Genomic DNA, 24864 nt, shown 5'->3' with positions numbered 1-24864 from the left:
CTTGTCAATTTAAGAATGTTGAAATTATAACAGAAAGGCCGTCTGAAAACTTTTCAGACGGCCTTCGATTTAATTCAGCTTAAGATTATTTATCGCGGCTGAATACGATTTTGGTAGCTTGGATAGCAACGCAGACAGCACCACCGATAAAGATCAAGTCAGCAGCGGTACGAACCCAACGCAGGGTATCCAAGATTTCCATTTGCAAGAATTCTTCGCTACGTGCATACCACAGACCATGAGTGATAGAAGCGTAAGCTTGAATCACGCCGACCGGCAACAGGCTGATGGCAATCATACCGACCAGACCGCCGTTCAGCAGCCAGAAGCCCCAAGTCATCAGTTTGTCGTCAAATTGAACATTAGGTTTCAGGTAGCGTGCAACCAGCAATACGAAGCCCAGAGCCAAGAAACCATACACACCGAACAGAGCCGCGTGAGCGTGAACTGCAGTAGTGTTCAGACCTTGGATGTAGAACAGGGAAATCGGCGGGTTAATCAGGAAGCCGAATACGCCAGCACCGATCATGTTCCAGAAGGCAACTGCTACGAAGCACATCAGAGGCCAACGCAGACGTTTCGCCCAGTCAGACAGGTGTTGGTAAGACCAGTGTTCGTAAGCTTCACGACCCAGCAGAATCAAAGGTACAACTTCCAAAGCGGAGAAACATGCACCGATTGCCATAGAGGCAGAGGTAGAGCCGGAGAAGTACAAGTGGTGCAATGTACCTGGAATACCGCCCAACATAAAGATGGCAGCAGCAGCCAAAGTAGAAGCAGTGGCAGTACTACGGCGGACAAAGCCCATGTTATAGAAGATGAATGCGAAAGCGGCAGTAGCGAACACTTCGAAGAAACCTTCTACCCACAAGTGAACCACCCACCAACGCCAGTATTCCATCACAGCGATTGGAGATTTTTCACCGTAGAACAGACCAGGAGCATAGAACACACCCACACCGACCATAGAAGCTACGAAGATAGCCAACAGGTTTTTGTCTGTACCTTTTTCTTTAAAGGCAGAAATGGTGCAACGCAGCATCAGGAACAGCCACAACAGCAAGCCGACCATCAGCAGAAGTTGCCAGAAGCGACCCAAATCCAAGTATTCGTAACCTTGGTGACCGAACCAGAAGTTCAGCTCAGGCGGAATGATGTGAGTCAAAGCAAAGAAGTTACCTGCGTAAGAACCGCCAACTACGATGAACAGGGCGATGTACAGGAAGTTCACACCGGCACGTTGGAATTTAGGATCTTTACCGCCGTTCACAATCGGAGCTAAGAACAGACCTGCTGTCAGGAAGCCGGTTGCAATCCAGAAAATAGCGGATTGGATGTGCCAAGTACGGGTCAGCGCATATGGGAACCAGTCGGCCATTTCAAAGCCCAAGGCGGTATCGATACCGTAGAAGCCTTGACCTTCGACAGTATAGTGAGCGGTCAAACCACCCAACAGTACTTGTACGACAAACAGCGCAACAGTCAGGAATACATATTTGCCCAACGCTTTTTGAGAAGGAGTCAGTTGTACTTTAGAGATAGGATCTTCAGTAGGTACTTCAACCTCTTCATGTTTGGTCAAGAAAGAGTAACCCCACATCAGCAAGCCGATACCCATCAGCAACAATACCACGCTGGTGAAAGACCACATATAGTTTTCAGTAGTCGGTACGTTGTTGATCAAAGGCTCGTGCGGCCAGTTGTTTGTGTAGGTAAAAGTTTCGTCAGGACGGTTGGTCGAGGCAGACCAAGAAGTCCAGAAGAAGAAGTTGAACAGTTTTTCACGCGCTTCTGGGCTTGGCAATGTGTTGTTTTTCATTGCAAAGTGTTCGCGAGTGGTTTGGAACTTAGGATCGTCGCTGTACACACCGTGGTAGTAAGGCAGGATGCTTTCGATCGCTTTCACGCGGGTTTCGCTGACAACGACAGAACCATCTTCCTTAACACGGCTTTGGTTGCGGTATTCGTCAGCCAAACGGGTTTTCAGAACAGCTTGTTCTTCAGGAGAAACTTCGTCAAATTTTTTGCCGTAAGTTTCTTGCGCAGTCAGATCCAACCATGCAACCAGCTCGCGGTGCAGCCAGTCGGCAGTCCAGTCCGGAGCTTGGTATGCACCGTGACCCAATACAGAACCGACTTCCATACCGCCGGTAGTTTGCCATGCAGATTGACCTGCCAAAATATCGTCTTTGGTCATCAGGACTTTGCCGGATGCAGAAACGACTTGTTCAGGGTATGGCGGAGCCTTTTTATAGACTTCGCTACCCATATAACCAAGAATGGTAAAGCATACTGCCAGCACGGCAAACAGCAAGTACCAAAGCTTCTTGTACTGTCCCATTTTAAGTACTCCTTGATTTTGGTAAAAAGTGGTTGGGTATTAATTCATCAAATATGAATGTTAAAGATTGTATCACGGTTTAATAAGTAAAGAAATATTTTGTCAATAATATTCCTTTAAAACCATTAACTTATATGATATTGATTCCCATTTGCCTATACAGACCCTCCTTTATCGTATTTTGTGTTAAGTTCTCGCTAACATTTTCACACAAAATTAAACTTTTCGATGTATTTTTTTATACTTCTAAAGGAGTATTTAGGGATTAAAAGATTCATATTCCCTGAACAATTTGATTTACATCAAAATATGACCAAACAAGCGCCTACATAATCATACAAAACTTCAAACCATCCTATCAGGATTCTTAACTTTTCTTACTATAAGGAAACTTTAAACATGAAACGCCAAACCTTAGCCGCACTTATCGCTTCTGTATTTGCACTGGCCGCATGCGGCGAGCAAGCTGCTAAACCTGCTGAAACTCCAGCTGCTACCGCTTCTGCTGAAGCTCCTGCCGCTTCCAACTCACAAGCTGCTGCAGAGACTCCTTCTTCAGAACTGCCTGTAATCGATGCTATCGTAACTCACGCTCCGGAAGTTCCACCTCCAACTGATCGCGATCATCCGGCTAAAGTACGCGTTAAAATGGAAACCATCGAAAAAACCATGACCATGGAAGACGGTGTTGAATACCATTACTGGACATTCAACGGCGACGTTCCGGGCCAAATGATCCGTGTACGCGAAGGCGATACCGTAGAAGTAGAATTCTCTAACAATCCTTCTTCTACCGTTCCTCATAACGTTGACTTCCACGCTGCTACCGGTCAAGGCGGTGGTGCAGAAGCTACCTTTACTGCCCCAGGCCACACTTCTACCTTCAGCTTCAAAGCACTGCAAGCTGGTTTGTACATCTACCACTGTGCCGTTGCTCCTGTAGGTATGCACATCGCCAACGGTATGTACGGTTTGATCTTGGTTGAACCTAAAGAAGGTCTGCCTAAAGTGGACAAAGAGTTCTACATCGTACAAGGTGACTTCTATACTAAAGGTAAAAAAGGTGCTCAAGGCCTGCAACCTTTCGATATGGATAAAGCGATTGCTGAACAACCTGAATACGTTGTATTCAACGGTCACGTAGGCTCTATCGCCGGCGACAACGCTCTGAAAGCTAAAGCTGGTGAAACTGTTCGTATGTACGTTGGTAACGGTGGTCCTAACTTGGTATCTTCTTTCCACGTTATCGGCGAAATCTTCGACAAAGTATATGTTGAAGGTGGTAAACTGATTAACGAAAACGTACAAAGCACAATTGTTCCTGCCGGTGGTGCCGCTATCGTTGAATTCAAAGTCGACATTCCAGGCAGCTACACTTTGGTTGACCACTCTATCTTCCGTGCGTTCAACAAAGGTGCTTTGGGTCAATTGAAAGTTGAGGGTGATGAAAACCCTGAAATCATGACCAAAAAACTGAGCGACACCGTTTACCAACCTGCCGGTGCTGCCGCTTCTGCTCCAGCAGCTGCGTCTGGTGCTTCTGAAGCCGCTAAATAATCTCTCGGTTTAATACGCCAAGCCACTGCTGCCCTACTCTTTAGAGCCGCAGTGGCTTCCATCACGATTAATCTTCCTATTCAATCAGACAGATTGATTTTTCAGACGGCCTTGTTATGATTAGGCTATCTGAAAAATAAATTTTCTGTTTCAATCGATAATAAGGGCGTACCATGAAACTCATACGACTCCTCCTCTTAGGCAGTGCCTTAATCTGCGGCAATACATTTGCTGCCGAAATGGTAAAAATCGAAGGAGGCAGCTACCGTCCTCTCTATCTCAAAAAAGAAACTTCCCTTATTAAAGTCAAACCTTTCCAGCTTGACAAATATCCGGTAACCAATGCTGAATTTGCCGAATTTGTGAAAACACATCCGCAATGGCAAAAAGGCAATATTGGCTCCAAACACGCTGAAAAAGCTTACCTGAAACATTGGGTAAAAAACGGCAGCAACAGTTTTGCGCCTAAAGCCAGCGAACTCAAACACCCTGTAACCAATGTTTCATGGTTCGCCGCAAATGCCTACTGCGTTTCCAAAGGCAAACGTCTGCCGACTATTGACGAATGGGAGTTTGCAGGCTTGGCTTCTGCCAGTCAAAAAGACGGCTCTGCCGAGCCTGGCTATAACCGCACTATCTTAGATTGGTATGCAGACGGCGGCCGAAACGGCCTGCACGATATCGGTAAAAACAAACCCAACTATTGGGGCGTATATGATATGCACGGCCTGATTTGGGAATGGACTGAAGATTTCAACAGCAGCCAACTCTCTGCCGGCTCATCCAACACACAAATGTTCTGTAGCGGCGCATCCGTAGGCTCAAGCGATCCATCCAACTATGCGGCTTTCTTACGCTACGGCATCCGCACCAGCCTGCAGTCCAAATATGTTTTAAATAACTTGGGCTTCCGTTGCGCAAGCAAATAAAGTTTAGTTTTTATCACCAAAGCAGCTTTGGCGGTACTGAAAGGTATCGCCGCTTTTTTTGGCCGTCTGAAAAGATGTGGCATACCAAGACAAATTGTGGCATAATCCGCCCGTCTTTATAAAAAGGCACTTAGGAGTTTGCTTAGGTCGTTCGGCTTGGCAAACTTGTCCGAACCTGAAAAGGTTCTTTTATTTTCGGAGTTATCCATCATGGCATTGACCGTAGAACAAAAAGCACAAATTGTTAAAGATTTCCAACGTAAAGAAGGCGATACCGGCTCTTCTGAAGTACAAGTCGCTCTGTTGACCTTCCGCATCAACGACCTGACTCCTCACTTCAAAGCCAACCCTAAAGACCACCACAGCCGTCGCGGTCTGTTGAAAATGGTTAGCCAACGTCGTCGCCTGTTGTCTTACCTGCGTCGTACTCAGCCTGATACTTACCGTACACTGATTACCCGCCTGGGTCTGCGTAAATAATTTATGCTTAAATCAACACCGCCTTCGGGCGGTGTTTTTTATTAACATACCGAGCCGTCTGAAACACATGCCCACTCTGTGTTATACTTCCACACGCTTAAGCAGCAAGGCTTAAACTTCCAATCACTCCTTAAAGCTCCCATCAAAGCGAGAATCTGAATTGTCTGTTCATTCCATGTTGCACTCAGGAAAATTTTGGCTGAAAACCCTGGTTTTCAGCATTGCCGTGCTTTTATGCCTCGCGGCGGTATTGAGTGCCTTAATGTTCCGCATATTCAATACAGAAAACATCGACGCATTCATACAGAAAAACTTTTCCGCCCATGACTGCCAAGTCAAATACAATGCCAATATCAGCAGAAAATGGCTGCCTCGCCCTACGCTTATTTTAAAAGACCTCAGCCTTTCATCTGCCGAACCTGACACGCCGACGCTGAACATTGCCGAATCCAAAATGGGCTTTGGCTGGAGCAGCCTATGGTCAGACGCCCCCGTTCTTGAAAAATGGATTCTTTCCAATCCGTCGCTGACGCTGGGTCCCAAAAACCACCTGCCTGCCTGCCTGCAACAAAACCATACATCAAAAGAAAGCTTCCAGCTCAACCGCGTCATCATCAATAGCGGCAGCATCCGCTATTACAATAAAGAGCAAGATGTTGCCTTAAACGATCTGCAATTTTCCCTGCGCAGAGCCGATTCAGACGGCCGTCCATTCGATATTAGCGGCACACTGCAAAACATAGGTAGCCCTATCAGTTGGCAAGGCGTCGGCCATCTTGTACAAGATGATGCCGGCTGGAGCGTTCCCACCCTCAAATTAAACCTGCAAACCGTATTACTCAAAAACAAGCTTGATGCCCAAATCGCAGGCAGCCTTAATTGGCAAAATCAAACCGCCCTTTTCCGCGACTTCAATCTGCAAGCCGAAAGCGGCTACCAAAACTTGCATATCAACGCACGTTCTCCCCTCTTGCAATTCAAAAACGGCTATTTGCACCTCAACACACTCAACGGCGCATTGACTGCCGGCAGTGAAAACAACCAATGGGACGGTTCATTCAAACTGGACAAAACCAACCTCTATCCAACCGTTTTAACCGCCGCTAATCTTGAACTCAAAGGCAGCCATAAAAACGACCGCCTCCAAACCAACTTTACCTTTTCCAGCCCGTTGGTTTGGCAAAAAGGCAAAGGCATCGATGCGCCCAAACTGCACCTCAGCACCCTGCAAGACACCATCAACCGCCTTCCCCGCCCCCGATTCATCAGCACCCTTGAAGGACAGGCCAATTTCAGCCTCAATGCATGGGAAGGCCGTCTGAAAGGCGCATTTGACAGACAAGCCCTTGCCGTGGCCTTTAAATACCAACGCGATGCCCAACCGCGTCCGCACCTTGACGCCGGTATCGCCTTACAAAAACTCAATCTGACTCCTTACTTGGAAGATCTGAAAACCCAGCCATCACTGAATCTTCCTTCCCTGCTGGCCAAATCCTGGTTGCCCGACATTGAGGCTAACCTCCAAATCGGCAGCATTCAAACTGCCGGCCTGCAATTAGAAAACGTCGAATCCCTGCTTACCGCCGATAAAGAACATATTGCCCTGCACCGTTTCAAAGCCGGGCTTTATGGCGGCAAAACCGAGGGCGGCCTGAGTATTGCGGCGACCCAACCTGCTTCCTACCACCTTCAGCAAAACGCGAAAGGCATACAAATTCAGCCGCTGTTGCAAGACCTGTTCGGTTTCCACAGCTTTAGCGGCAGCGGCGATGCCGTTATCGACATTAAAACCACCGGCAACGACCGCGCCCAAATGATACAAGCCCTAAACGGCAGCCTGCTCCTCGATATTACCAACGGCGCATGGCACGGCATCGATATGGACAGCATTTTGAAAAACGGCATCTCTTCGGAAAAAATCGACAACAGCAACCTTAAAACCCCTTTCCATCATTTCATCCTCAATAGCGAAATTGAGAAAGGCATCAGCCATCATATCAACACCGAACTGTTTTCCGACAGCCTGCACGTTGTCAGCAGCGGCTATACCGATTTGAATACCCAAAAGCTGTCCGAAAACCTGCTTATCAGCAACGTACTGCAACCCAAAAACAAACCGATCCCCCTCAAAATCGGCGGAACCGTACAAAACCCTTCCATTACCCTTGATTACAGCCGCTTGACCAATGGCATGAACACACCGGCAGAAAAACAAAAAGTCCTGCAAGAAACCATACAAGAACAATGGAAGTGGCTCAAACCGCGCTAGGTTTTCAAATCAAAGGCCGTCTGAAACCCAAAAAGTTTCAGACGGCCTTTTAACAGATACATTGTCAGAATAAGATGTTTACTTAGAAATGACCATATACACAATCAGTGCAACAATGACGGCAGACCATACGGTCAATATTATCAAGCCTTTTTTGGAGAGTTTTCTTTTTCTCCAATCGAGCCTCAATATTTTTACCGTACCCTCAAACATCGCCCCAATCATTTCCATCACGATTTGAAGTATAAATTCCAATAGAAATGACATCTATAAGCCTAAACCCTCCCAAATCTCATCGATTTTGGCCGTAACGGCAGGGTCTTTTTTGATCACACGACCCCATTCGCGGTTGGTTTCACCCGGCCACTTGTTGGTCGCATCCAAACCCATTTTGCCGCCGAGTCCGCTGACAGGGCTGGCGAAGTCCAGATAGTCGATGGGCGTGTTTTCCATCAAAACGGTGTCGCGTACGGGATCCATGCGCGTGGTGACCGCCCAGATGACTTCTTTCCAGTCGCGCACGTTCACATCGTCATCCACCACGATGATGAATTTGGTGTACATAAACTGGCGCAGGAACGACCAGCAGCCCATCATCACGCGCTTAGCGTGTCCGGCGTACTGTTTTTTCATGCTGACCACCGCCATGCGGTAGGAACAGCCTTCGGGCGGCAGATAGAAATCGGTGATTTCGGGGAACTGCTTTTGCAAAAGCGGCACGAACACTTCATTCAACGCCACGCCCAAAACGGCAGGCTCATCGGGCGGTTTTCCCGTGTAGGTGGAATGGTAAATCGGGTTTTCGCGCATGGTGATGCGTTCGACCGTAAACACGGGGAAATGATCCTGCTCGTTGTAATAGCCCGTGTGGTCGCCGTATGGGCCTTCCAACGCGGTTTCATTCGGATGAATCACTCCTTCCAATACGATTTCGGCGCGGGCAGGCACTTGCAAATCATTGCCGATACATTTCACCAGCTCCGTCCGCGAACCGCGCAGCAGTCCGGCAAATTGGTATTCGCTCAAAGTATCGGGAACGGGCGTTACCGCGCCCAAAATGGTGGCGGGGTCGCAGCCAAGTACGACGGCGACGGGATACGGCGTATCGGGATTGAGTTTGCGGAATTCCTGATAATCCAGCGCGCCGCCGCGATGCGACAGCCAACGCATAATCAGCTTGTTTCTGCCGATTAATTGCTGGCGGTAAATGCCTAAGTTTTGGCGTTTTTTGTGTGGACCTCGCGTTACGGTCAAGCCCCACGTTACCAGCGGCGCAACGTCTTCCGGCCAGCAATGCTGAATCGGAAGTTTATACAAATCAACGTCTCCCCCTTCCCACACGATTTCCTGACACGGCGCGTTTTTCACCACGTTCGGCGCCATGCTCCAAATGTCTTTCAGCAGCGGCAGTTTGGAAAACGCGTCTTTAATGCCTTTGGGCGGTTCGGGTTCTTTCAAATACGCCAGCGTCTGCCCGATTTCGCGCAGTTTGGACACGCTGTCCGCGCCCATGCCCAGCGCCACGCGTTCGGGCGTGCCGAACAGATTCGCCAAGACGGGATAATCGTAGCGTGTACCGTCGGGCTTAATCGGGTTTTCAAACAACAATGCCGGCCCTTCGGCGCGCAGCACGCGGTCGGCGATTTCGGTCATTTCCAAATGCGGCGACACCGGATGCTGAATGCGCTTGAGTTTGCCATCAGCTTCCAATCCGGCGATAAATTCTCGCAAATCTCTGTATTTCATGATTTCATTTTCCTGAACAGGCCGTCTGAAAACAGACTGCCATTTCGGGTTTGAAAGATAAACCAGCGGCTATTGTACCTGCCAAATCTGTTCAAATCCCAACTTTCTACGTCCGAATTTCGAGATTTTTTGCAAACTACCGTCAAATTTAAACAATATCTGCTTGTGATTGCTTTCAGACGGCCTTATCTTTGGTAAAATTCCAAATTAATCCAGTCATCAATCAATATCTATCGTGGGACAGCGGCCATGTTTGCATTTTTAGAATCTTTTTTCGTTGAATACGGCTATGCGGCCGTGTTTTTCGTTTTGGTTATTTGCGGCTTCGGCGTGCCGATTCCTGAAGATTTGACACTGGTAACCGGCGGCGTGATTTCCGGCCTGGGTTATACCAATTCGCATATTATGTTTCTTGTCGGTATGCTCGGCGTATTAGCGGGCGACGGCTTTATGTTTGCGGCCGGCCGGATTTGGGGGCAAAAAATCCTTAAATTCAAGCCGATTGCACGCGTGATGACGCCCAAACGCTATGCCCAAGTACAGGAAAAATTCGACAAATACGGCAACTGGGTTTTATTCGTCGCCCGTTTCCTGCCCGGCCTGCGTACCGCCGTTTTCGTGACCGCCGGCATCAGCCGCAAGGTTTCCTACCTGCGCTTTATCCTAATGGACGGCTTGGCCGCGCTGATTTCCGTTCCGGTTTGGATTTATCTGGGTGAATACGGCGCACGCAATACCGACTGGCTGATGAAAAAAATGCACAGCCTGCAATCCGGTATCTTTGCGGTACTGGGCATCGGCGCCGTCATTATCGGCTGGATTTGGTGGAGAAAACACCGCCGCCATACCTTCTTCCGTGAAAAATTACACGAAAAACGTGCTGCAAAAGCCAAAAAACAAACCAATCAATAAACCATTCCAGGCCGTCTGAAACACTTCCCCGCTTTCAGACGGCCTCAATCATTCATCAGAAACACCATGAAACAAAAAATCTTCGTCCTCTACACCGGCGGCACCATCGGCATGACCCAAAGCAGCGCCGGCCTGCGTCCCGACACCGCTCTCGTCGATAAAGCCCTTGCCCCCTTTTCGGAAGCCCTTGATTTCGAATGGCACGTTTGCCAGCCGCTCATCGATTCTTCCGCAGTAACGCTGCAAAACCAACGCGACTGGTTGAAGCTTATTATCACCAAACTGCCTGACTATGACGGCATTTTGGTGCTGCACGGCACAGATACCATGGCATACACTGCCAACCTCTTCGCCCTTTCACTGCAAGGCTTGGACAAACCCGTTATCCTGACCGGCTCGCAATGGCCTTACGATGCCGCCAACAGCGATGCGTCGCGCAACCTTGCCACCGCCGTTTCCGCTTTCTCGCTCAAACTCAAACAAGTGGTGATTGCCTTTGACGGCAAGCTCTTCCCATCCGTCGGCAGCAGCAAGGTCAGCACCGAGACCGCCGCAGGTTTTGACAACCTGCATTTTGGCACGCTCGCCGAATGGGAGGAAAACAAAGGTTGGCACAATATCCGTACCGCCCCGGCTGAACATTCAGACGGCCTCAAACCGCGTCTTCCAAATCCTGAAGCCAAAGTTTCCGTCCGCACGCTGATTCCCGGTTATGCCACGCAAGAACTTTCAGACGGCCTGCCCCACCTTTCCGCCCAAGCCCTGATTCTGCAAAGCTACGGCCACGGCAATGCGCCGAGCAACGATGCGTTTGTCCGAGCCGTCCAAGCCTTTACGCAACAAGGCAAGTTGCTGCTCAACATCAGCCAAGTGCCGCAAGGTTGCGCCGCTGCCGTCTATGCCCAAGGCGATGCTTTGCGTCAGGCAGGTATCATCAACGGCGGCAAATGCAATCTCGAAACCGCCACTGCGCTGATGACCCTCGCCGTATCTCATGACTGGAATGCAGATAAGGTGCAACAAGAATTGCGACAATTAAATCTGCTGTAAACCACCATTAAATATGACTTTCACCGACACCCACTGCCATCTTGCCGATCCCAAACTTGCCGATACGCTGCCTGCCGTGCTTACCGAAGCGCAAGCCGTAGGCGTGGCTCGTTTTATCGTACCGGCTACATCTCCCAATGATTGGCAGGCAGTTGCGCAGTTGGAGAGGCCGTCTGAAAATATCCATATCGCTTTGGGTATTCATCCGTGGTTTTCAGACGGCCTCAACGAAGTGGCATTCCAAGAGTTAGAGTCCGAATTAATCCAGCATCCGCAAGCATGGGTTGGCGAAATCGGCTTGGATTTTTATGGCAAAGAGCAAACCCAAGCGCAACGCGACACGCAGACCGATGTCTTTATCCGCCAACTCATCCTCGCCCAAAATCTCAATCGCCGCGTCATCATCCATAATCTGAAAGCCACCGCCGCCATTGTCGCCGCCGTTAAAACCGCCGGTTTCACACGAGGCGGTATCGTTCACGCCTTCTCCGGCAGCGTAGAAGAAGCACGGATTTTGGTGAAACTCGGCTTCAAAATCGGCATAGGCTCGCTGCTGCTCAATCCCAATGCAAAAAAAGTCCGTGCCGCCTTACAAGCCTTAGACGACACGGATTTTGTTCTCGAAACCGACAGCCCTTTTATGCTCGGCCATGAAACCAATACACCAGCCAACATCCGCCGTATCGCCGAAATTGCCGCCGAATTGCGCGACGTACCACTGGTACAACTGGCTGAAATCACCGAGCAAAACGTGGATTCCCTGCTCCATACTTCCCCTTAATATGCCGACCTCAAGGCATCAAAAAGCCTTGCCCAGCCATTTCGTTTCCAAACCGACACACTCTGCCCTCCCTACCCCATATTCATGAATAAAAAGCGATACAAGGCCGTCTGAAAAAATGTTTTTGGCACAAAATATCGTTCACTCCGTCATCTCGGCTTTTTAACACCGTATTTTCCCTTTGATTGATAAAAAGTATTACGCATATTATTGGGCAAACTTTTTATTTACGTTAAAATATGCCTTTTTTTGATAATAAGGCCGTCTGAAAAAGGCGGAAACTAATTATGGCTGAACAACATACACACGCTTCCACCTGGAAGAGCAAAATCAATGCTCTCGGCCCGGGCATCATGATGGCTTCGGCAGCGGTCGGCGGATCGCACCTGATTGCCTCCACGCAGGCAGGTGCACTTTACGGCTGGCAGCTTGCGCTGATCATTATTCTGACCAACCTGTTCAAATACCCGTTTTTCCGCTTCAGCGCACATTACACGCTGGACACGGGCAAAAGCCTGATTGAGGGCTATGCCGAAAAAAGCCGCGTTTATTTGTGGGTATTTTTGATTTTATGTATTGCATCGGCAACGATTAATGCCGGTGCAGTCGCCATCGTTACCGCCGCCATCGTCAAAATGGCAATCCCATCACTGACTTTCGATGCCGGTATGGTGTCCGTCATGATTATGGTTTCCTGCCTGCTGATTTTGGCAAGCGGCCGCTATAAAGCATTGGATAACGTTTCCAAAATCATCATCGTCAGCCTGACCATTGCCACCGTCGCCGCAGCAGCCGTGGCCATGTCCCGCGGTATGCAGATGAAACCCGACTTTATCGAGCCCACCCCATGGACGCTGGCCGGCTTGGGCTTCTTAATCGCACTGATGGGCTGGATGCCTGCGCCGATTGAAATTTCCGCCATCAACTCTTTGTGGGTAACCGAAAAACAACGCATCAACCCTTCCAGCTACCGCGACGGTATTTTCGACTTCAACGTCGGCTACATCACCAGCGCAGTGTTGGCGGTCGTCTTCTTGGCCTTGGGTGCATATGTCCAATACGGCAACGGCGAAGCTGTACAAATGGCCGGTGGCAAATATGTCGGCCAGCTGATTAATATGTACGCCGTGACCATCGGCGACTGGTCGCGTCCGCTGGTGGCATTTATCGCCTTTGCCTGCATGTACGGCACCACCATTACCGTAGTGGACGGCTACGCACGCGCGATTGCCGAACCGGTACGCCTGCTGCGCGGCAAAGACAAAACCGGCAATGTCGAATTGTTTGCCTGGAACGTCTGGGTTGCAGGTTCGGGCTTGGCCGTGATTTTTTGGTTCAACAGCGCGATGGCCGAGCTGCTCAAATTCGCCATGATCACCGCCTTCGTTTCAGCCCCTGTGTTCGCTTGGCTGAACTACCGCCTCGTCAAAGGCGACAAACGCCACAAACTGACCATGGGCATGAACTTCCTCGCCATCCTCGGCTTGATTTACCTGACCGGCTTTACCGTTTTGTTCCTACTGAACCAAACAGGCATCTTGGCTGCGCCTAAATAAGCCCATATAAAAAAGGCCGTCTGAAACTTAAAAACAGGTTTCAGACGGCCTTTCCAATCAATCATATCTTTTTGAATTTTCATTCAAACACATTATAATGACTCCTTATTTCGCCGTTGCAGACCACTCGACGGCATCCGTATTTTGGAAAATTTATGAAGCCGTCTATCTTAGAAAAACTACAACAACTCAGCGACCGACTGGAAGAAGTCACGCACCTGCTCGGTCAGCCCGAAGCCACGTCCGACATGGACAACTACCGCAAGCTCACGCGCGAACACGCCGAATTGACGCCCGTGGTCGAAGTGTTCCAAAACTATCAGCTGGCGCAAAGCGACTTGGCGGATGCCGAAGAAATGCTGTCCGACCCCGAAATGAAAGACTTTGCCGCCGAAGAAATCGAAGCAGCGAAAGCCAAAATCGACACGCTCGATACCGAACTGCAAAAACTACTGCTGCCCAAAGATGCCGACGACGACAAAAACATCTTCATCGAAGTACGCGCCGGAACGGGCGGCGACGAAGCCGCGCTGTTTGCAGGCGATTTGCTGCGCATGTACAGCCGCTACGCCGAGCGCAACCGCTGGCAGGTTGAAATCGTCTCCGCCAACGAAAGCGAGTTGGGCGGTTATAAAGAAGTCATTGCCCGTATTGTCGGTTTGGGCGCGTACAGTCGTCTGAAATTCGAATCAGGCGGCCACCGCGTACAGCGCGTTCCCGCCACCGAAAGCCAAGGCCGTATCCATACTTCCGCCTGTACCGTCGCCGTCATGCCCGAAGCGGACGAACTCGAAGACATCGAGCTGAACCCCGCCGACCTGCGCATCGACACCTTCCGCGCATCCGGCGCGGGCGGTCAGCACATCAACAAAACCGACTCCGCCGTCCGCATTACCCACTTGCCGACAGGCATGGTAGTCGAATGCCAAGACGGCCGCAGCCAGCATGCCAATAAAGCGCAGGCGATGAAAGTCCTCGCCGCCCGCTTAAATGACGCGCAAAAACGCGAAGCCCAAGCCAAAGAAGCCGCCGAACGCAAATCCCTAATCGGCAGCGGCGACCGCAGCGAGCGCATCCGCACCTACAACTACCCACAAGGCCGCGTGACTGATCACCGCATCAACCTTACCCTGCACAAACTGGATTTTGTGATGGACGGCGATTTAGAAGAAATCACCAATGCCCTGATTGCCGAGCATCAAGCCGAGCTTTTGGCGGCAATGGGGGATTGATGGATTTGGTCCATTGCGTTTATACTTTTCAGACGGCCTGATGACATATGTCAATATGACCGTGAATACATTAAAGAAACTTCAATCCTGAAGTATTAAAATGCAGCACCAGCTGCGCCACAGCAACACCCTTCTACAATTAACGAAAGAGAGGACACAAAATGGCAAAAATCCTGATCGCACCGGTATCTACCGGCCTGAGCGCCGATGCAGCGGCAAAAGCATTTGCAGCGGCATTGAATGCGCAAGTTTTCCAAGCCGTTGACTCCACTACAGAAGCCCTGTTGGCTCAAGGCAAGAGCGACGACTGGTTTGACGCACTTGTCGGTAAAGTTACAGCATTGAATGCAGATAACCTCGTTATCGAAGGCATCACTCCTGATGCGGACAAATTGTTCTTGGCAGGCAAAAACGTCGAATTGGCGCTGTCTTTGGATGCAGGCGTTGTATTGGCGCTGAAATCCGACAACACCGACGCAGCCGCCGTCACCCAACAATTAAACCTCGCCAAACAGCTCTACACCAACTCCCCAGGCTTATTGGAAGGCTTTATCATTGACGGTGCAGCCGCTGCTTTAGGCGCACAAGTTGCCGAGCAAACCGGTCTGACTTTCTTCGGCTCCAGCGACAAACTGCAAGACGTATCCGCTTTGGCCAAACGCGAAGCCAAACGCCTGTCTCCAGCCCAATTCCGTTACAACCTGATCGATTTCGCACGCAAAGCCGATATGCGCATCGTTCTGCCTGAAGGTGCAGAACCGCGCACCGTCGCCGCTGCCGCCATCTGTCACGAAAAAGGCATTGCTCGTTGCGTACTGTTGGCGACCCGTGAAGAAGTTGAGGCCGTAGCAAAAGAACGCGGCATCTCCCTGCCTGATTCTTTGGAAATCATCGATCCTGCCTCTTTGGTTGAGCAATACGTCGAGCCGATGTGCGAATTGCGCAAATCCAAAGGCCTGACTCCTGAAGATGCACGCAAACAGCTGCAAGATACCGTCGTACTGGGTACCATGATGATGGCTCAAAACGACGTGGACGGTTTGGTTTCCGGCGCAGTCCACACTACTGCCAACACCATCCGCCCTGCACTGCAACTGATTAAAACCGCTCCAGGTGCAAGCCTCGTATCCAGCGTATTCTTCATGTTGCTGCCCAACCAAGTTTTGGCGTTCGGCGACTGCGCGGTTAACCCGAACCCAACGCCTGAACAACTGGCCGACATCGCCATCCAATCTGCCGACAGCGCCAAAGCCTTCGGTATCGATCCAAAAGTGGCCATGATTTCCTACTCTACCATCAACTCAGGCAGCGGCCCTGATGTCGATGCAGTGATCGAAGCAACCAAACTGGCTAATGAAAAACGCCCTGATTTGGCCATCGAAGGTCCGTTGCAATACGATGCGGCTACCGTTCCATCTATCGGCCAATCCAAAGCTCCGGGCAGTGCTGTTGCCGGTCAAGCAACCGTTTTGGTTTTCCCAGACCTCAACACCGGCAACTGTACTTACAAAGCCGTACAACGCAGCGCCAACGTCCTGAGCGTAGGCCCGTTGTTGCAAGGTTTGCGCAAACCGGTTAACGACTTGTCCCGCGGCGCATTGATTGAAGACATCGTCTTCACCATCGCCCTGACTGCCGTTCAAGCCAAACAAATGCAAGGCTGATTGACAAGTTGATGCTTTGAAATCAAAGGCCGTCTGAAACCGATGTTTCAGACGGCCTTTCGTATCTTTGCACCAACTATATTATAATTCGCCATTATTTTTCGAAAGACTGCCCCAATGACTGCCTACCAGCAACAACTAGCCGACAAAAAGCAATATCTTCAGCAACTTTTCCAAGGACTGGATTTCCCTGAAATCGAAGTCTTTGAATCTCCGGAGCAGCATTACAGAATGCGCGCCGAGTTCCGTATCTGGCATGAGGGCGGCGAAATGTTTTACGCCATGTTTGAGCGCGGACAAAAGGCAAGCGGGGCAAGCCTGATCCGTTGCGACCAATTTCCTGCCGCATCCGAATCCATCAATGCCTTGATGCCGAAACTGATTGAAGCTGCATCCAATCATCCCGAGCTGAAAAACCGCTGGTACGCCGTCGAATTTTTATCTACTTTAAGCGGCGAAATGCTGGTTACCATGATTTACCACAAGAAGCTGAACGACGCATGGCAACAAGCCGCACAAGAGCTGGCGCACAATTTGGGCATCCACATCATCGGCCGCAGCCGCGGACAAAAAATCGTATTGAGCCAAGATTTTGTGACCGAAGCGTTGGAAGTCAACGGCAAAACCTTCCGCTATCGTCAAATTGAAGGCAGCTTTACCCAACCCAATGCCCAAGTGTGCCAAAAAATGCTGACTTGGGCGTGTGATGCCGCGCAAAACTTAGGCAAAGACATGCTTGAGCTGTACTGCGGCAACGGCAATTTCACCCTGCCGCTTTCGCAACATTTCAATCAGGTACTGGCAACCGAAGTTTCCAAAACTTCCGTCAATGCCGCCCAATGGAATATTGAAGCCAACCAAATTACCAATCTTAAAATTGCCCGCCTATCTGCGGAAGAATTTACCGAGGCCTACACGCAAAACCGTGAATTCCGCCGCCTGCAAGAACAAGGCATCGACTTGAAAAACTATGATTTTTCAACTATTTTTGTCGATCCTCCACGCGCCGGTGTTGATGATGAGACGCTCAAATTGGTTGCCCGATTCGACAATGTCCTCTATATTTCATGCAATCCTGAGACTCTGCGCGCCAATCTCGACACACTCTGTCAAACCCATACCATCGAACGCGCTGCTTTATTCGACCAATTCCCATTTACCCACCATATTGAAAGCGGCGTTTGGTTGAAGAAAAAATAAAACCATACAAAAAGGCCGTCTGAATGTTCAGACGGCCTTTAATTAAGGGCATATTAAGCGATTTTCAAATCAATCCGCTTCCAAAACCACTTTCATGGCTTGGTTTTCAGCAGCGTGTTTGAATACATCGTAAGCTTTTTCCAATTCGCTGAATTTGAAATGGTGGGTCATCATTTTGGTGTAATCCACTGAGCTGCTGGAAATGGCTTTCATCAGCATTTCGGTGGTATTGGCGTTAACCAGGCCGGTAGTGATGGCAAGGTTTTTAATCCACAGTTTTTCCAGTTTGAAATCAACAGATTGGCCATGTACACCAACCACAGCGATATGACCGCCGGGTTTCACAATGTCTTGGCACATATTCCAAGTTGCAGGGATACCGACCGCTTCGATGGCGCAATCTACGCCGTCTTCGCCGACGATAGCGGTAACTTGCTTGCTCACATCACCGGAAGCAGGGTTGATGGTATGGGTCGCGCCCAATTCTTTCGCCAGTTTCAAGCGGTTTTCATCCATATCGCAAACGATGATGGCGGCAGGGCTATACAGTTGCGCAGTCAGCAACGCAGACATACCGACAGGGCCGGCACCGGCGATGAATACGGTATCGCCAGGTTTCACATCGCCATATTGCACGCCGATTTCGTGGGCGGTAGGCAAGGCATCGCTCAACAGCAGGGCAACTTCTTCGTTGACGTTGTCAGGCAGCGGAACCAAGCTGTTGTCTGCATAAGGCGTACGGACGTATTCGGCTTGCGTACCGTCGATCATATAGCCCAAGATCCAACCGCCGTTGCGGCAGTGTGAATAAAGTTGGATTTTACAGTTGTCGCAAGTACAGCATTTGCTGACACATGAAATAATGACTTTATCACCGACTTTGATGTTTTTTACAGCATCGCCGACTTCTTCTACAATACCGATGCCCTCATGACCGAGAATACGCCCGTCGGCAACTTCAGGGTTTTTACCCTTCCAAATACCCAAGTCAGTACCGCAAATCGTGGTTTTAACGATTTTGACGACTGCATCGGTCGGATCGATAATTTGAGGGCGGGGTTTTTCTTCGAAACGGATGTCGTTTGCGCCATGATAAACCATTGCTTTCATGTGAATCTCCTTGAGCAGTTAATAAACTTTAACAATACAGCGTAAATCCACGTTAACTATATTTATATACCCCTACATCAGATAAGTCAATCCTGATTATTATTTTTATGTTATACTGTAACATACTGTTTTAAAAATAAATACTTAAAAAGTAAATATTAATGAACATACCCACATCCTTCGCGCGACGACTCATCGATTGGCAGCAGCAGCATGGCCGTCACGACTTGCCTTGGCAGGTCAAAGACCCCTATTCCGTCTGGCTTTCAGAAATCATGCTCCAACAAACGCAGGTTGCTACCGTATTGGACTACTATCCGCGTTTCTTAGCCAAATTCCCAACTGTGCAATCGCTTGCCGCCGCGCCGCAAGACGAGGTTTTATCCTTGTGGGCAGGCTTGGGCTATTACAGCCGCGCACGCAACCTGCACAAAGCCGCGCAACAAGTCATCGGACAATTCGGCGGTATCTTTCCATCCGAACGCAAAGACTTAGAAACGCTCTGCGGCGTAGGCAGAAGTACCGCTGCCGCCATTTCTGCCTTTGCTTTTAACCGACGAGAAACCATCTTGGACGGCAACGTCAAACGCGTTCTCTGCCGTGTCTTTGCTCAAGACGGCAATCCGCAAGATAAGAAATTTGAAAACTCGCTTTGGACGCTTGCCGAAAGCCTGCTGCCGTCTGAAAACACTGATATGCCTGCCTACACGCAAGGCTTGATGGATTTGGGCGCAACCGTCTGCAAACGGACAAAACCTTTGTGTCATCAATGCCCTATGGCAGACATCTGCGAAGCAAAAAAACAAAACCGCATTGACGAGCTTCCCCGCAAAAAAACTGCTCCCGAAGTGCAAACCCTACCGCTTTACTGGCTGATTATCCATAACACTGACGGCGCATTATTGCTTGAAAAACGCCCTGCCAAAGGCATTTGGGGCGGTCTGTATTGCGTACCCTGTTTTGAAAAATTAGACGATTTGTATGCTTACGCCAAACGCTTCGGCATTGTTTCAGACGACCTTGAAGAACAAACCACGTTTACCCACCGCCTGACCCACCGCTTATTGATGATTACCCCTTTTCAGACGAAACAAAGGCCGTCTGAACATCTTTCAGACGGCCTTTGGATATCATCGGAACATTTGGCGGATTATGGTTTGCCCAAACCTTTAATCAAATATTTGGCTAAAGGCTAAACCGCCCTATTCCACAATCTCTTTAAATACAACTTCTTTTCCGCCGCGAATCAGCACGGCAAACCCGTCGCCAATCTGCCAACGCGAGCTTGGATTGGCGTACTCGACACCCTGACTGCGCAAGCGGACTTGCACCAGTTTCTCAACCGTATTGCCTTCACGCAGCTCAACCATCATCGGGCTGTGGCTGTTGATATAAATTGCAGTAATCGTCCGACCTTGTACGGATTGATAACGGACAGAATACGTCTGCGCCTGTGCAATGACCGGTAACGGCGCATCAGGGCGCACGGCCTTATACGAGCCGCACGCAGCACACAAACTCAGGCACAAAGCGCAGATGATTTTGTTCAACATAGGCATAGATTAGTAATGGTGATGCGGAATCTCGCCATCAAGACGGTAATAAGTGCCGCAATATGGGCATTCAATCTCACTATTGGACTGAATCGGCAAGAACACGCGCGGATGGCCGTTCCATGTTTCATGATTAGGGCCGGAGCAATGCAGCGGCAAATCCTGCGGCTTGATGACTACAACGTTTTTTTCAGACTGTGTACTCATGGTTTGGTTCCTCACTATGTTTTCTTATCTTCCGATATTGTAAAGCAAAACGGCCGCTAGGTTCGACTGAAAACATTATATAATCACTTTTTTCAGACGGCCTTTGATGATGATGACTACCCTGCTCCGCCTTCAAGATTTCGATACTTCCGATTCCGCTTCATTTCTTTATACACTCAGCGCAGCCTATTTGGACCACACCGAACAGGCAGGAGATGAGGAAATGTCCGGCCTTAACGACGAACAGCATACATTGACCGCCCTTTGCTATCTCGACAGCCAGGTTCAAGAAGGCGGCTTCGTACAGCTTATCGCTTCAGGATACGGAGAATACATCTTCGGCAATCCGGTTACCGACAGCCTGCGCCGCTGGCGCATCAAACCGATACCGAAAATCTTAGACAAAGCCAAAACCTTGTACGAAAAACACGGCGAAGCCATTGAAAAAATGGCAGATGAGCAAAGGGATTTCGACGAAATCCGTAAAGCTTTTCCCGATTTTGAAGAGCTTGACGGCGATTATTATGACGTTGCCGACGAAGACTTGGAAACCGCAGCAGCCTACGTTCAAGCAAATTGGGATAAATTTGCCAAACTGTCAGACTGAAACCATAAAACTTTGCCGGTTTGAATCATCTGTTCAAACCGGCAAAATTATAAGTACATCAAATTAACGTTTGTTTTTCTGATAAATCGGCATTACTTCAGGCAACATTTTGCGGATTGCATTGATACGCGCCTGATTGGTTGGGTGGGTCGACAAAATAGACAATGAGCTACCGCCCTGTACTTTGTTCATTTTTTCCCACACGCTTACCGCAGCCTCAGGGTTGTAGCCTGCTTCAGCCATCAAACGTACACCACCGGCATCCGCTTCGCTTTCCTGATGGCGTGAGAACGGTTTGGTTGCCAACAAATCTGCACCCAAGCCGACCAAATCACCATCCACACCGGTTGAGCTAGCTAAAATCGAACCGCCCAAACCGGTCAATACTTGTCCGCCCAAAGCTTTTTTACTGTGTTCCAATAGAGCATGGGTCATTTCATGGCCGACAACGGCGGCAATTTCATCATCCGTCAGCTTCAATTTTTCTACTATACCGGTGTACACGGCCATTTTACCGCCCGGCATTGCCCATGCGTTCATTTCATCACTGCGGATAACGTTCATCTGCCAGTTGAAAGGCACGCCGGTTTTGTTGGCGCGCTCAGCATGAGGACGCAGACGTGCAAACACGCGTTGAACGCGTTGAGCGGTTGGAGATGAAACATCCAAAGCTTTTTGACCACGCGCGTTTTGAATGACTTGTGAGTAACTTTTAGCCGCGTCTTCATTTAAAGTCGCAGTATCGTAGCCAACCATATCCGCTACAGAAGTACAGCCGGTCAACGCCAAAATCACACCCATGCCGGCCCAATATTTTTTATTCCATTTTTTCAACATGTTTTCTCTCTGTGTTTTAAAATTAATGTAACGACATTGTACCCAAATTTAATACCCTTTACACAAAAGGCCGTCTGAACGGTTTCAGACGGCCTTTAAGCGTAATATTTAAGAACGGCGCTGCAGCATCCAAGACTCAATCTTACGCGCATCGTTCACGCGGGTTGTGGAAGACGGAGAGTTGAGCAATACAATGGTAATCGGCTGATTCTGTACATTGGCCTTAACCACCATAGAACGTCCTGCTTCACGAATATAGCCGGTTTTCTGCAATTCGATATTCCAGCTGCCCTCACGCACCAAGGCATTGGAGTTTTTGTAGTTTTGACGACCATTTGCCGTCCAAACCGAGCCGTAATTTGAAGTCGAATTTTTGCGAATCAGCGGATACTTACTGGCTGCCGCAACCATGCGGTTCAAATCGCGTGCAGTGGAAACGTTTTGGAAATTCAAACCGGTAGGCTCATAGAAACGACTGCTGGTCATACCCAGGCTTTGCGCTTTGGCATTCATAGCCGCAACAAATGCGCTCATACCGCCCGGATACGTACGGCCCAATGCATGAGTAGCACGGTTTTCACTGCTCATCAGGCTCAGGTGCAACAGTTCGCCGCGTGTCAGCGTCGTGCCGATGCTCAAACGGCTGCCTGTACCTTTCAAACGGTCGATTTCAGCCTCGGTAATCGTGATAGGCTCGTTCATATCAAGATGCGCATCCAACACCACCATCGCGCTCATCAATTTGGAAATAGAGGCAATCGGCATGACACGATCAGGGTTTTTCTGATACAGCACTTCACCGGTTTTATTATTGAAAATCAAAGCAGATTGCGAAGACAACAGAGGGCCTGCCAAAGCGGCTTGAGCTTCGACTTGGTCGGCATGACTCAATGCAAAAGCTTCCAGCGGGTCATTTTGCACTGGGAAATTTTGCTCCAAAAATTGTCCCAATACATCCATATCATTGGCAACGGCAGGCGCAGAAGCAAAGGCCAATGCCACACCTGTCCATACCATTCCTAAAGTTTTATAGATTTTCATATCTGCCAATTCAAAAAAATACATTTAATTCAACATTCTGTTAAATTTTTCAACAATTGTAAAGCGAGTTGAGAAAACTTTGCGTTTGTTTGCGAGATATTCAAATCCAACGTCCGCATCTGTTTCTTAGACGATACGGCGCAATGCCTGCTCTGATTTGAAAAAACACAAGATAGTCATTATACTTAGGCTCCTTTGTCAGAGGCATTCCCTCAATCCGGCAATACGCCCGAAATATCTGTTCCCCCTTTACAACACAGCCTCCATACAACCATACGAAGAAATTATTATGTCTGAAGAAAAACGCACCTGTTCATTCTGCGGGAAGTCCGAAAACGACGTTAAAAACCTGATCGAAGGCGAACACGCCTTCATCTGCAACGAATGTGTAGAAACTTGCGGCATAATGCTGCAAGACAACGAGTTCGGCGAAATTGAAAACGAGCTTGTCAAAGCGAAAGAAGAAAACGCCGAGAAAAAACTGCCTACCCCGGCCGAAATCGTTGCCAACCTCAACGACCACGTTATCGGTCAGGAACACGCAAAAAAAGCGTTGGCAGTATCGGTTTACAACCACTACAAACGCCTGCGCCACCCGAAAGCGGAGGGCAAAGTCGAGTTGTCCAAATCCAATATCCTGCTCATCGGCCCTACCGGCTCAGGTAAAACCCTGTTGGCGCAATCTTTGGCGCGCAAACTGGATGTACCTTTTGTCATGGCGGATGCCACAACTTTGACCGAAGCCGGTTATGTCGGTGAAGACGTCGAACAAATCATCACCAAACTTTTGGGCAAATGTGATTTTGACGTTGAAAAAGCCCAGCGCGGCATCGTTTATATCGATGAAATCGATAAAATTTCACGCAAAAGCGACAATCCGTCCATCACGCGCGACGTATCCGGCGAAGGTGTGCAACAAGCCTTGCTGAAACTGATTGAAGGTACAGTGGCCAGTGTCCCTCCTCAAGGCGGACGCAAACATCCGAACCAAGAATTCATCAACGTTGACACCACCAACATCCTCTTTATCTGCGGCGGTGCATTTGCCGGCTTGGAAAAAGTTATCCGCCAACGTACTGAAAAAGGCGGTATCGGCTTTGGTGCAGCAGTACACAGCAAAGATGAAAACGCTGATATTTCAGCCCTGTTTGAAACAGTCGAGCCTGAAGACTTGATTAAATTCGGTTTGATTCCCGAGCTTATCGGCCGTCTGCCCGTGATTGCCACATTGGCAGAATTGGATGAAGATGCTTTGGTCAACATTTTGACCGAGCCGAAAAATGCCTTGGTCAAACAATATCAAACCTTGTTTGAAATGGAAGATGTCGGCCTTGAGTTTGAAGAAGACGCCTTGCGCAGCATCGCCAAACTGGCTATGGAACGCAAAACCGGTGCGCGCGGCCTGCGCTCTATCGTTGAACGTTGCCTCTTGGACACCATGTACACCCTGCCAGATTTGAAAGACGTAGCAAAAGTCATCATCAATAAAGAAGTGGTGGAAAAAGGCGATCAGCCAAAACTTTTCCGTGAAGACGGCAGCGAATATAAGCAATAAAGCTCATTCTCTGAAAAAGACGTGTACCCGTTACACGTCTTTTTTTATTTTTTAATAAAACCAAAAGCATATCTTTGAATAATGGTCTTATACATGAAAAAACAAAGGCCGAGACCTTTGCAAAAAAGTCCTTCCCCCGACAGCCGAAATCTAAACAAAGATTTTCGGCTGTTTTTGTTTCAAATATCCACTGATTCTACTCAAATATCCCCATAATCCCCCTTGGATACCTGATTA

Annotated in this window: 21 protein-coding genes; 14 read left to right on the top strand and 7 right to left on the bottom strand. The window is 49.1% G+C overall.

Going from position 1 to position 24864, the window contains the following annotated elements:
* Nucleotides 1-85: 85 nt before the first annotated feature.
* Nucleotides 86-2341, bottom strand: coding sequence for a nitric-oxide reductase large subunit (locus tag ACTHTJ_RS07875; protein ID WP_070584270.1), 2256 nt, complete (start codon nucleotides 2339-2341; stop codon nucleotides 86-88).
* Nucleotides 2342-2740: 399 nt separating this feature from the next.
* On the opposite strand from ACTHTJ_RS07875, the gene nirK reads away from it, so the two are divergent.
* The 4 genes from nirK to ACTHTJ_RS07855 all read left to right on the top strand — a co-directional run bounded on the left by nirK (nucleotide 2741) and on the right by ACTHTJ_RS07855 (nucleotide 7576).
* The gene (nirK, locus tag ACTHTJ_RS07870) at nucleotides 2741-3898 is read left to right on the top strand and encodes a copper-containing nitrite reductase (protein WP_070584268.1); all 1158 of its coding nucleotides are present in this window, start codon (nucleotides 2741-2743) and stop codon (nucleotides 3896-3898) included.
* A gap of 173 nt (nucleotides 3899-4071) precedes the next feature.
* Nucleotides 4072-4827: a formylglycine-generating enzyme family protein gene (locus ACTHTJ_RS07865; RefSeq protein WP_070584265.1), complete on the top strand. Its 756-nt coding sequence runs from the start codon at nucleotides 4072-4074 to the stop codon at nucleotides 4825-4827.
* Between the two features lie 210 nt (nucleotides 4828-5037).
* A complete protein-coding gene (gene rpsO, locus ACTHTJ_RS07860) occupies nucleotides 5038-5307 on the top strand; it encodes a 30S ribosomal protein S15 (RefSeq protein WP_003679932.1) in 270 nt (89 codons plus the stop codon).
* A 175-nt stretch (nucleotides 5308-5482) separates the two neighbouring features.
* Entirely contained in the window at nucleotides 5483-7576 is a 2094-nt protein-coding gene (locus tag ACTHTJ_RS07855; RefSeq protein ID WP_070584264.1) for an AsmA family protein, read from the top strand.
* Between the two features lie 267 nt (nucleotides 7577-7843).
* On the opposite strand, the gene ubiD is transcribed toward ACTHTJ_RS07855, so the two are convergent.
* Nucleotides 7844-9322: a 4-hydroxy-3-polyprenylbenzoate decarboxylase gene (ubiD, locus tag ACTHTJ_RS07850; protein WP_070584260.1), complete on the bottom strand. Its 1479-nt coding sequence runs from the start codon at nucleotides 9320-9322 to the stop codon at nucleotides 7844-7846.
* 249 nt (nucleotides 9323-9571) lie between these two features.
* On the opposite strand from ubiD, the gene ACTHTJ_RS07845 reads away from it, so the two are divergent.
* From ACTHTJ_RS07845 to trmA, 7 genes are all read left to right on the top strand, one after another.
* Entirely contained in the window at nucleotides 9572-10234 is a 663-nt protein-coding gene (locus ACTHTJ_RS07845; RefSeq protein ID WP_070584258.1) for a DedA family protein, read from the top strand.
* Between the two features lie 66 nt (nucleotides 10235-10300).
* Entirely contained in the window at nucleotides 10301-11284 is a 984-nt protein-coding gene (locus ACTHTJ_RS07840; protein ID WP_070584256.1) for an asparaginase, read from the top strand.
* 13 nt (nucleotides 11285-11297) lie between these two features.
* Nucleotides 11298-12065: a TatD family hydrolase gene (locus ACTHTJ_RS07835; RefSeq protein ID WP_107792399.1), complete on the top strand. Its 768-nt coding sequence runs from the start codon at nucleotides 11298-11300 to the stop codon at nucleotides 12063-12065.
* Between the two features lie 287 nt (nucleotides 12066-12352).
* Nucleotides 12353-13621 (top strand): Nramp family divalent metal transporter, encoded by a 1269-nt coding sequence (locus ACTHTJ_RS07830; protein ID WP_440360906.1) that lies wholly within the window; start codon nucleotides 12353-12355, stop codon nucleotides 13619-13621.
* Between the two features lie 155 nt (nucleotides 13622-13776).
* Complete coding sequence (gene prfA / locus ACTHTJ_RS07825; protein WP_009174477.1) at nucleotides 13777-14853, top strand: peptide chain release factor 1; 1077 nt, start codon at nucleotides 13777-13779, stop codon at nucleotides 14851-14853.
* Nucleotides 14854-15014: 161 nt separating this feature from the next.
* Nucleotides 15015-16517, top strand: a complete 1503-nt coding sequence (gene pta / locus ACTHTJ_RS07820; RefSeq protein WP_070584248.1) for a phosphate acetyltransferase — start codon at nucleotides 15015-15017, stop codon at nucleotides 16515-16517.
* Nucleotides 16518-16634: 117 nt separating this feature from the next.
* Nucleotides 16635-17717 carry a tRNA (uridine(54)-C5)-methyltransferase TrmA gene (trmA, locus tag ACTHTJ_RS07815; RefSeq protein ID WP_440360905.1) on the top strand — a complete coding sequence of 361 codons (1083 nt, stop codon included), beginning with the start codon at nucleotides 16635-16637 and terminating at the stop codon, nucleotides 17715-17717.
* A gap of 69 nt (nucleotides 17718-17786) precedes the next feature.
* On the opposite strand, the gene ACTHTJ_RS07810 is transcribed toward trmA, so the two are convergent.
* Nucleotides 17787-18827, bottom strand: a complete 1041-nt coding sequence (locus ACTHTJ_RS07810) for a zinc-dependent alcohol dehydrogenase family protein (protein WP_003745786.1) — start codon at nucleotides 18825-18827, stop codon at nucleotides 17787-17789.
* Between the two features lie 161 nt (nucleotides 18828-18988).
* Between ACTHTJ_RS07810 and mutY the strand changes: the two genes are divergently transcribed.
* Nucleotides 18989-20023, top strand: coding sequence for an A/G-specific adenine glycosylase (gene mutY / locus ACTHTJ_RS07805; protein WP_049322116.1), 1035 nt, complete (start codon nucleotides 18989-18991; stop codon nucleotides 20021-20023).
* 6 nt (nucleotides 20024-20029) lie between these two features.
* Here the strand turns inward: mutY and ACTHTJ_RS07800 are convergent, their stop codons facing one another.
* Entirely contained in the window at nucleotides 20030-20386 is a 357-nt protein-coding gene (locus ACTHTJ_RS07800; protein ID WP_049322115.1) for a hypothetical protein, read from the bottom strand.
* A 3-nt stretch (nucleotides 20387-20389) separates the two neighbouring features.
* Nucleotides 20390-20587: a zinc-finger domain-containing protein gene (locus ACTHTJ_RS07795; RefSeq protein ID WP_003745781.1), complete on the bottom strand. Its 198-nt coding sequence runs from the start codon at nucleotides 20585-20587 to the stop codon at nucleotides 20390-20392.
* Nucleotides 20588-20699: 112 nt separating this feature from the next.
* Here ACTHTJ_RS07795 and ACTHTJ_RS07790 point away from each other — a divergent pair, with 112 nt between their 5' ends.
* Nucleotides 20700-21194: a DMP19 family protein gene (locus ACTHTJ_RS07790; RefSeq protein ID WP_049322134.1), complete on the top strand. Its 495-nt coding sequence runs from the start codon at nucleotides 20700-20702 to the stop codon at nucleotides 21192-21194.
* 63 nt (nucleotides 21195-21257) lie between these two features.
* Here ACTHTJ_RS07790 and ACTHTJ_RS07785 read toward each other — a convergent pair whose 3' ends face one another.
* Complete coding sequence (locus ACTHTJ_RS07785; RefSeq protein WP_003745777.1) at nucleotides 21258-22031, bottom strand: M48 family metallopeptidase; 774 nt, start codon at nucleotides 22029-22031, stop codon at nucleotides 21258-21260.
* A 108-nt stretch (nucleotides 22032-22139) separates the two neighbouring features.
* Nucleotides 22140-23048, bottom strand: a complete 909-nt coding sequence (locus ACTHTJ_RS07780) for a serine hydrolase (RefSeq protein WP_371459479.1) — start codon at nucleotides 23046-23048, stop codon at nucleotides 22140-22142.
* Nucleotides 23049-23361: 313 nt separating this feature from the next.
* Between ACTHTJ_RS07780 and clpX the strand changes: the two genes are divergently transcribed.
* Entirely contained in the window at nucleotides 23362-24627 is a 1266-nt protein-coding gene (gene clpX / locus ACTHTJ_RS07775; RefSeq protein ID WP_070584238.1) for an ATP-dependent Clp protease ATP-binding subunit ClpX, read from the top strand.
* Nucleotides 24628-24864 lie beyond the last annotated feature (237 nt).

Source organism: Neisseria sp. P0018.S001 (assembly GCF_051957355.1).
In the GTDB taxonomy this organism is placed as follows: Bacteria; Pseudomonadota; Gammaproteobacteria; order Burkholderiales; family Neisseriaceae; genus Neisseria; species Neisseria subflava_A.
The sequence above is the reverse complement of the archived record's forward strand: the minus strand, read 5'-3'. Positions and strand labels throughout refer to the sequence as shown.

Coding starts and splice junctions, on each gene's coding strand:
- nirK (WP_070584268.1), top strand. CDS start 2,741: ATGAAACGCCAAACCTTAGCCGCACTTATCGCTTCTGTATTTGCACTG.
- ACTHTJ_RS07795 (WP_003745781.1), bottom strand. CDS start 20,587: ATGAGTACACAGTCTGAAAAAAACGTTGTAGTCATCAAGCCGCAGGAT.
- ACTHTJ_RS07790 (WP_049322134.1), top strand. CDS start 20,700: ATGACTACCCTGCTCCGCCTTCAAGATTTCGATACTTCCGATTCCGCT.
- rpsO (WP_003679932.1), top strand. CDS start 5,038: ATGGCATTGACCGTAGAACAAAAAGCACAAATTGTTAAAGATTTCCAA.
- ACTHTJ_RS07845 (WP_070584258.1), top strand. CDS start 9,572: ATGTTTGCATTTTTAGAATCTTTTTTCGTTGAATACGGCTATGCGGCC.
- ACTHTJ_RS07780 (WP_371459479.1), bottom strand. CDS start 23,048: ATGGTATGGACAGGTGTGGCATTGGCCTTTGCTTCTGCGCCTGCCGTT.
- ACTHTJ_RS07785 (WP_003745777.1), bottom strand. CDS start 22,031: ATGTTGAAAAAATGGAATAAAAAATATTGGGCCGGCATGGGTGTGATT.
- ACTHTJ_RS07865 (WP_070584265.1), top strand. CDS start 4,072: ATGAAACTCATACGACTCCTCCTCTTAGGCAGTGCCTTAATCTGCGGC.
- ACTHTJ_RS07875 (WP_070584270.1), bottom strand. CDS start 2,341: ATGGGACAGTACAAGAAGCTTTGGTACTTGCTGTTTGCCGTGCTGGCA.
- ACTHTJ_RS07855 (WP_070584264.1), top strand. CDS start 5,483: ATGTTGCACTCAGGAAAATTTTGGCTGAAAACCCTGGTTTTCAGCATT.
- ACTHTJ_RS07800 (WP_049322115.1), bottom strand. CDS start 20,386: ATGCCTATGTTGAACAAAATCATCTGCGCTTTGTGCCTGAGTTTGTGT.
- trmA (WP_440360905.1), top strand. CDS start 16,635: ATGACTGCCTACCAGCAACAACTAGCCGACAAAAAGCAATATCTTCAG.
- ACTHTJ_RS07835 (WP_107792399.1), top strand. CDS start 11,298: ATGACTTTCACCGACACCCACTGCCATCTTGCCGATCCCAAACTTGCC.
- ACTHTJ_RS07840 (WP_070584256.1), top strand. CDS start 10,301: ATGAAACAAAAAATCTTCGTCCTCTACACCGGCGGCACCATCGGCATG.
- ubiD (WP_070584260.1), bottom strand. CDS start 9,322: ATGAAATACAGAGATTTGCGAGAATTTATCGCCGGATTGGAAGCTGAT.
- clpX (WP_070584238.1), top strand. CDS start 23,362: ATGTCTGAAGAAAAACGCACCTGTTCATTCTGCGGGAAGTCCGAAAAC.
- prfA (WP_009174477.1), top strand. CDS start 13,777: ATGAAGCCGTCTATCTTAGAAAAACTACAACAACTCAGCGACCGACTG.
- mutY (WP_049322116.1), top strand. CDS start 18,989: ATGAACATACCCACATCCTTCGCGCGACGACTCATCGATTGGCAGCAG.
- ACTHTJ_RS07810 (WP_003745786.1), bottom strand. CDS start 18,827: ATGAAAGCAATGGTTTATCATGGCGCAAACGACATCCGTTTCGAAGAA.
- pta (WP_070584248.1), top strand. CDS start 15,015: ATGGCAAAAATCCTGATCGCACCGGTATCTACCGGCCTGAGCGCCGAT.
- ACTHTJ_RS07830 (WP_440360906.1), top strand. CDS start 12,353: ATGGCTGAACAACATACACACGCTTCCACCTGGAAGAGCAAAATCAAT.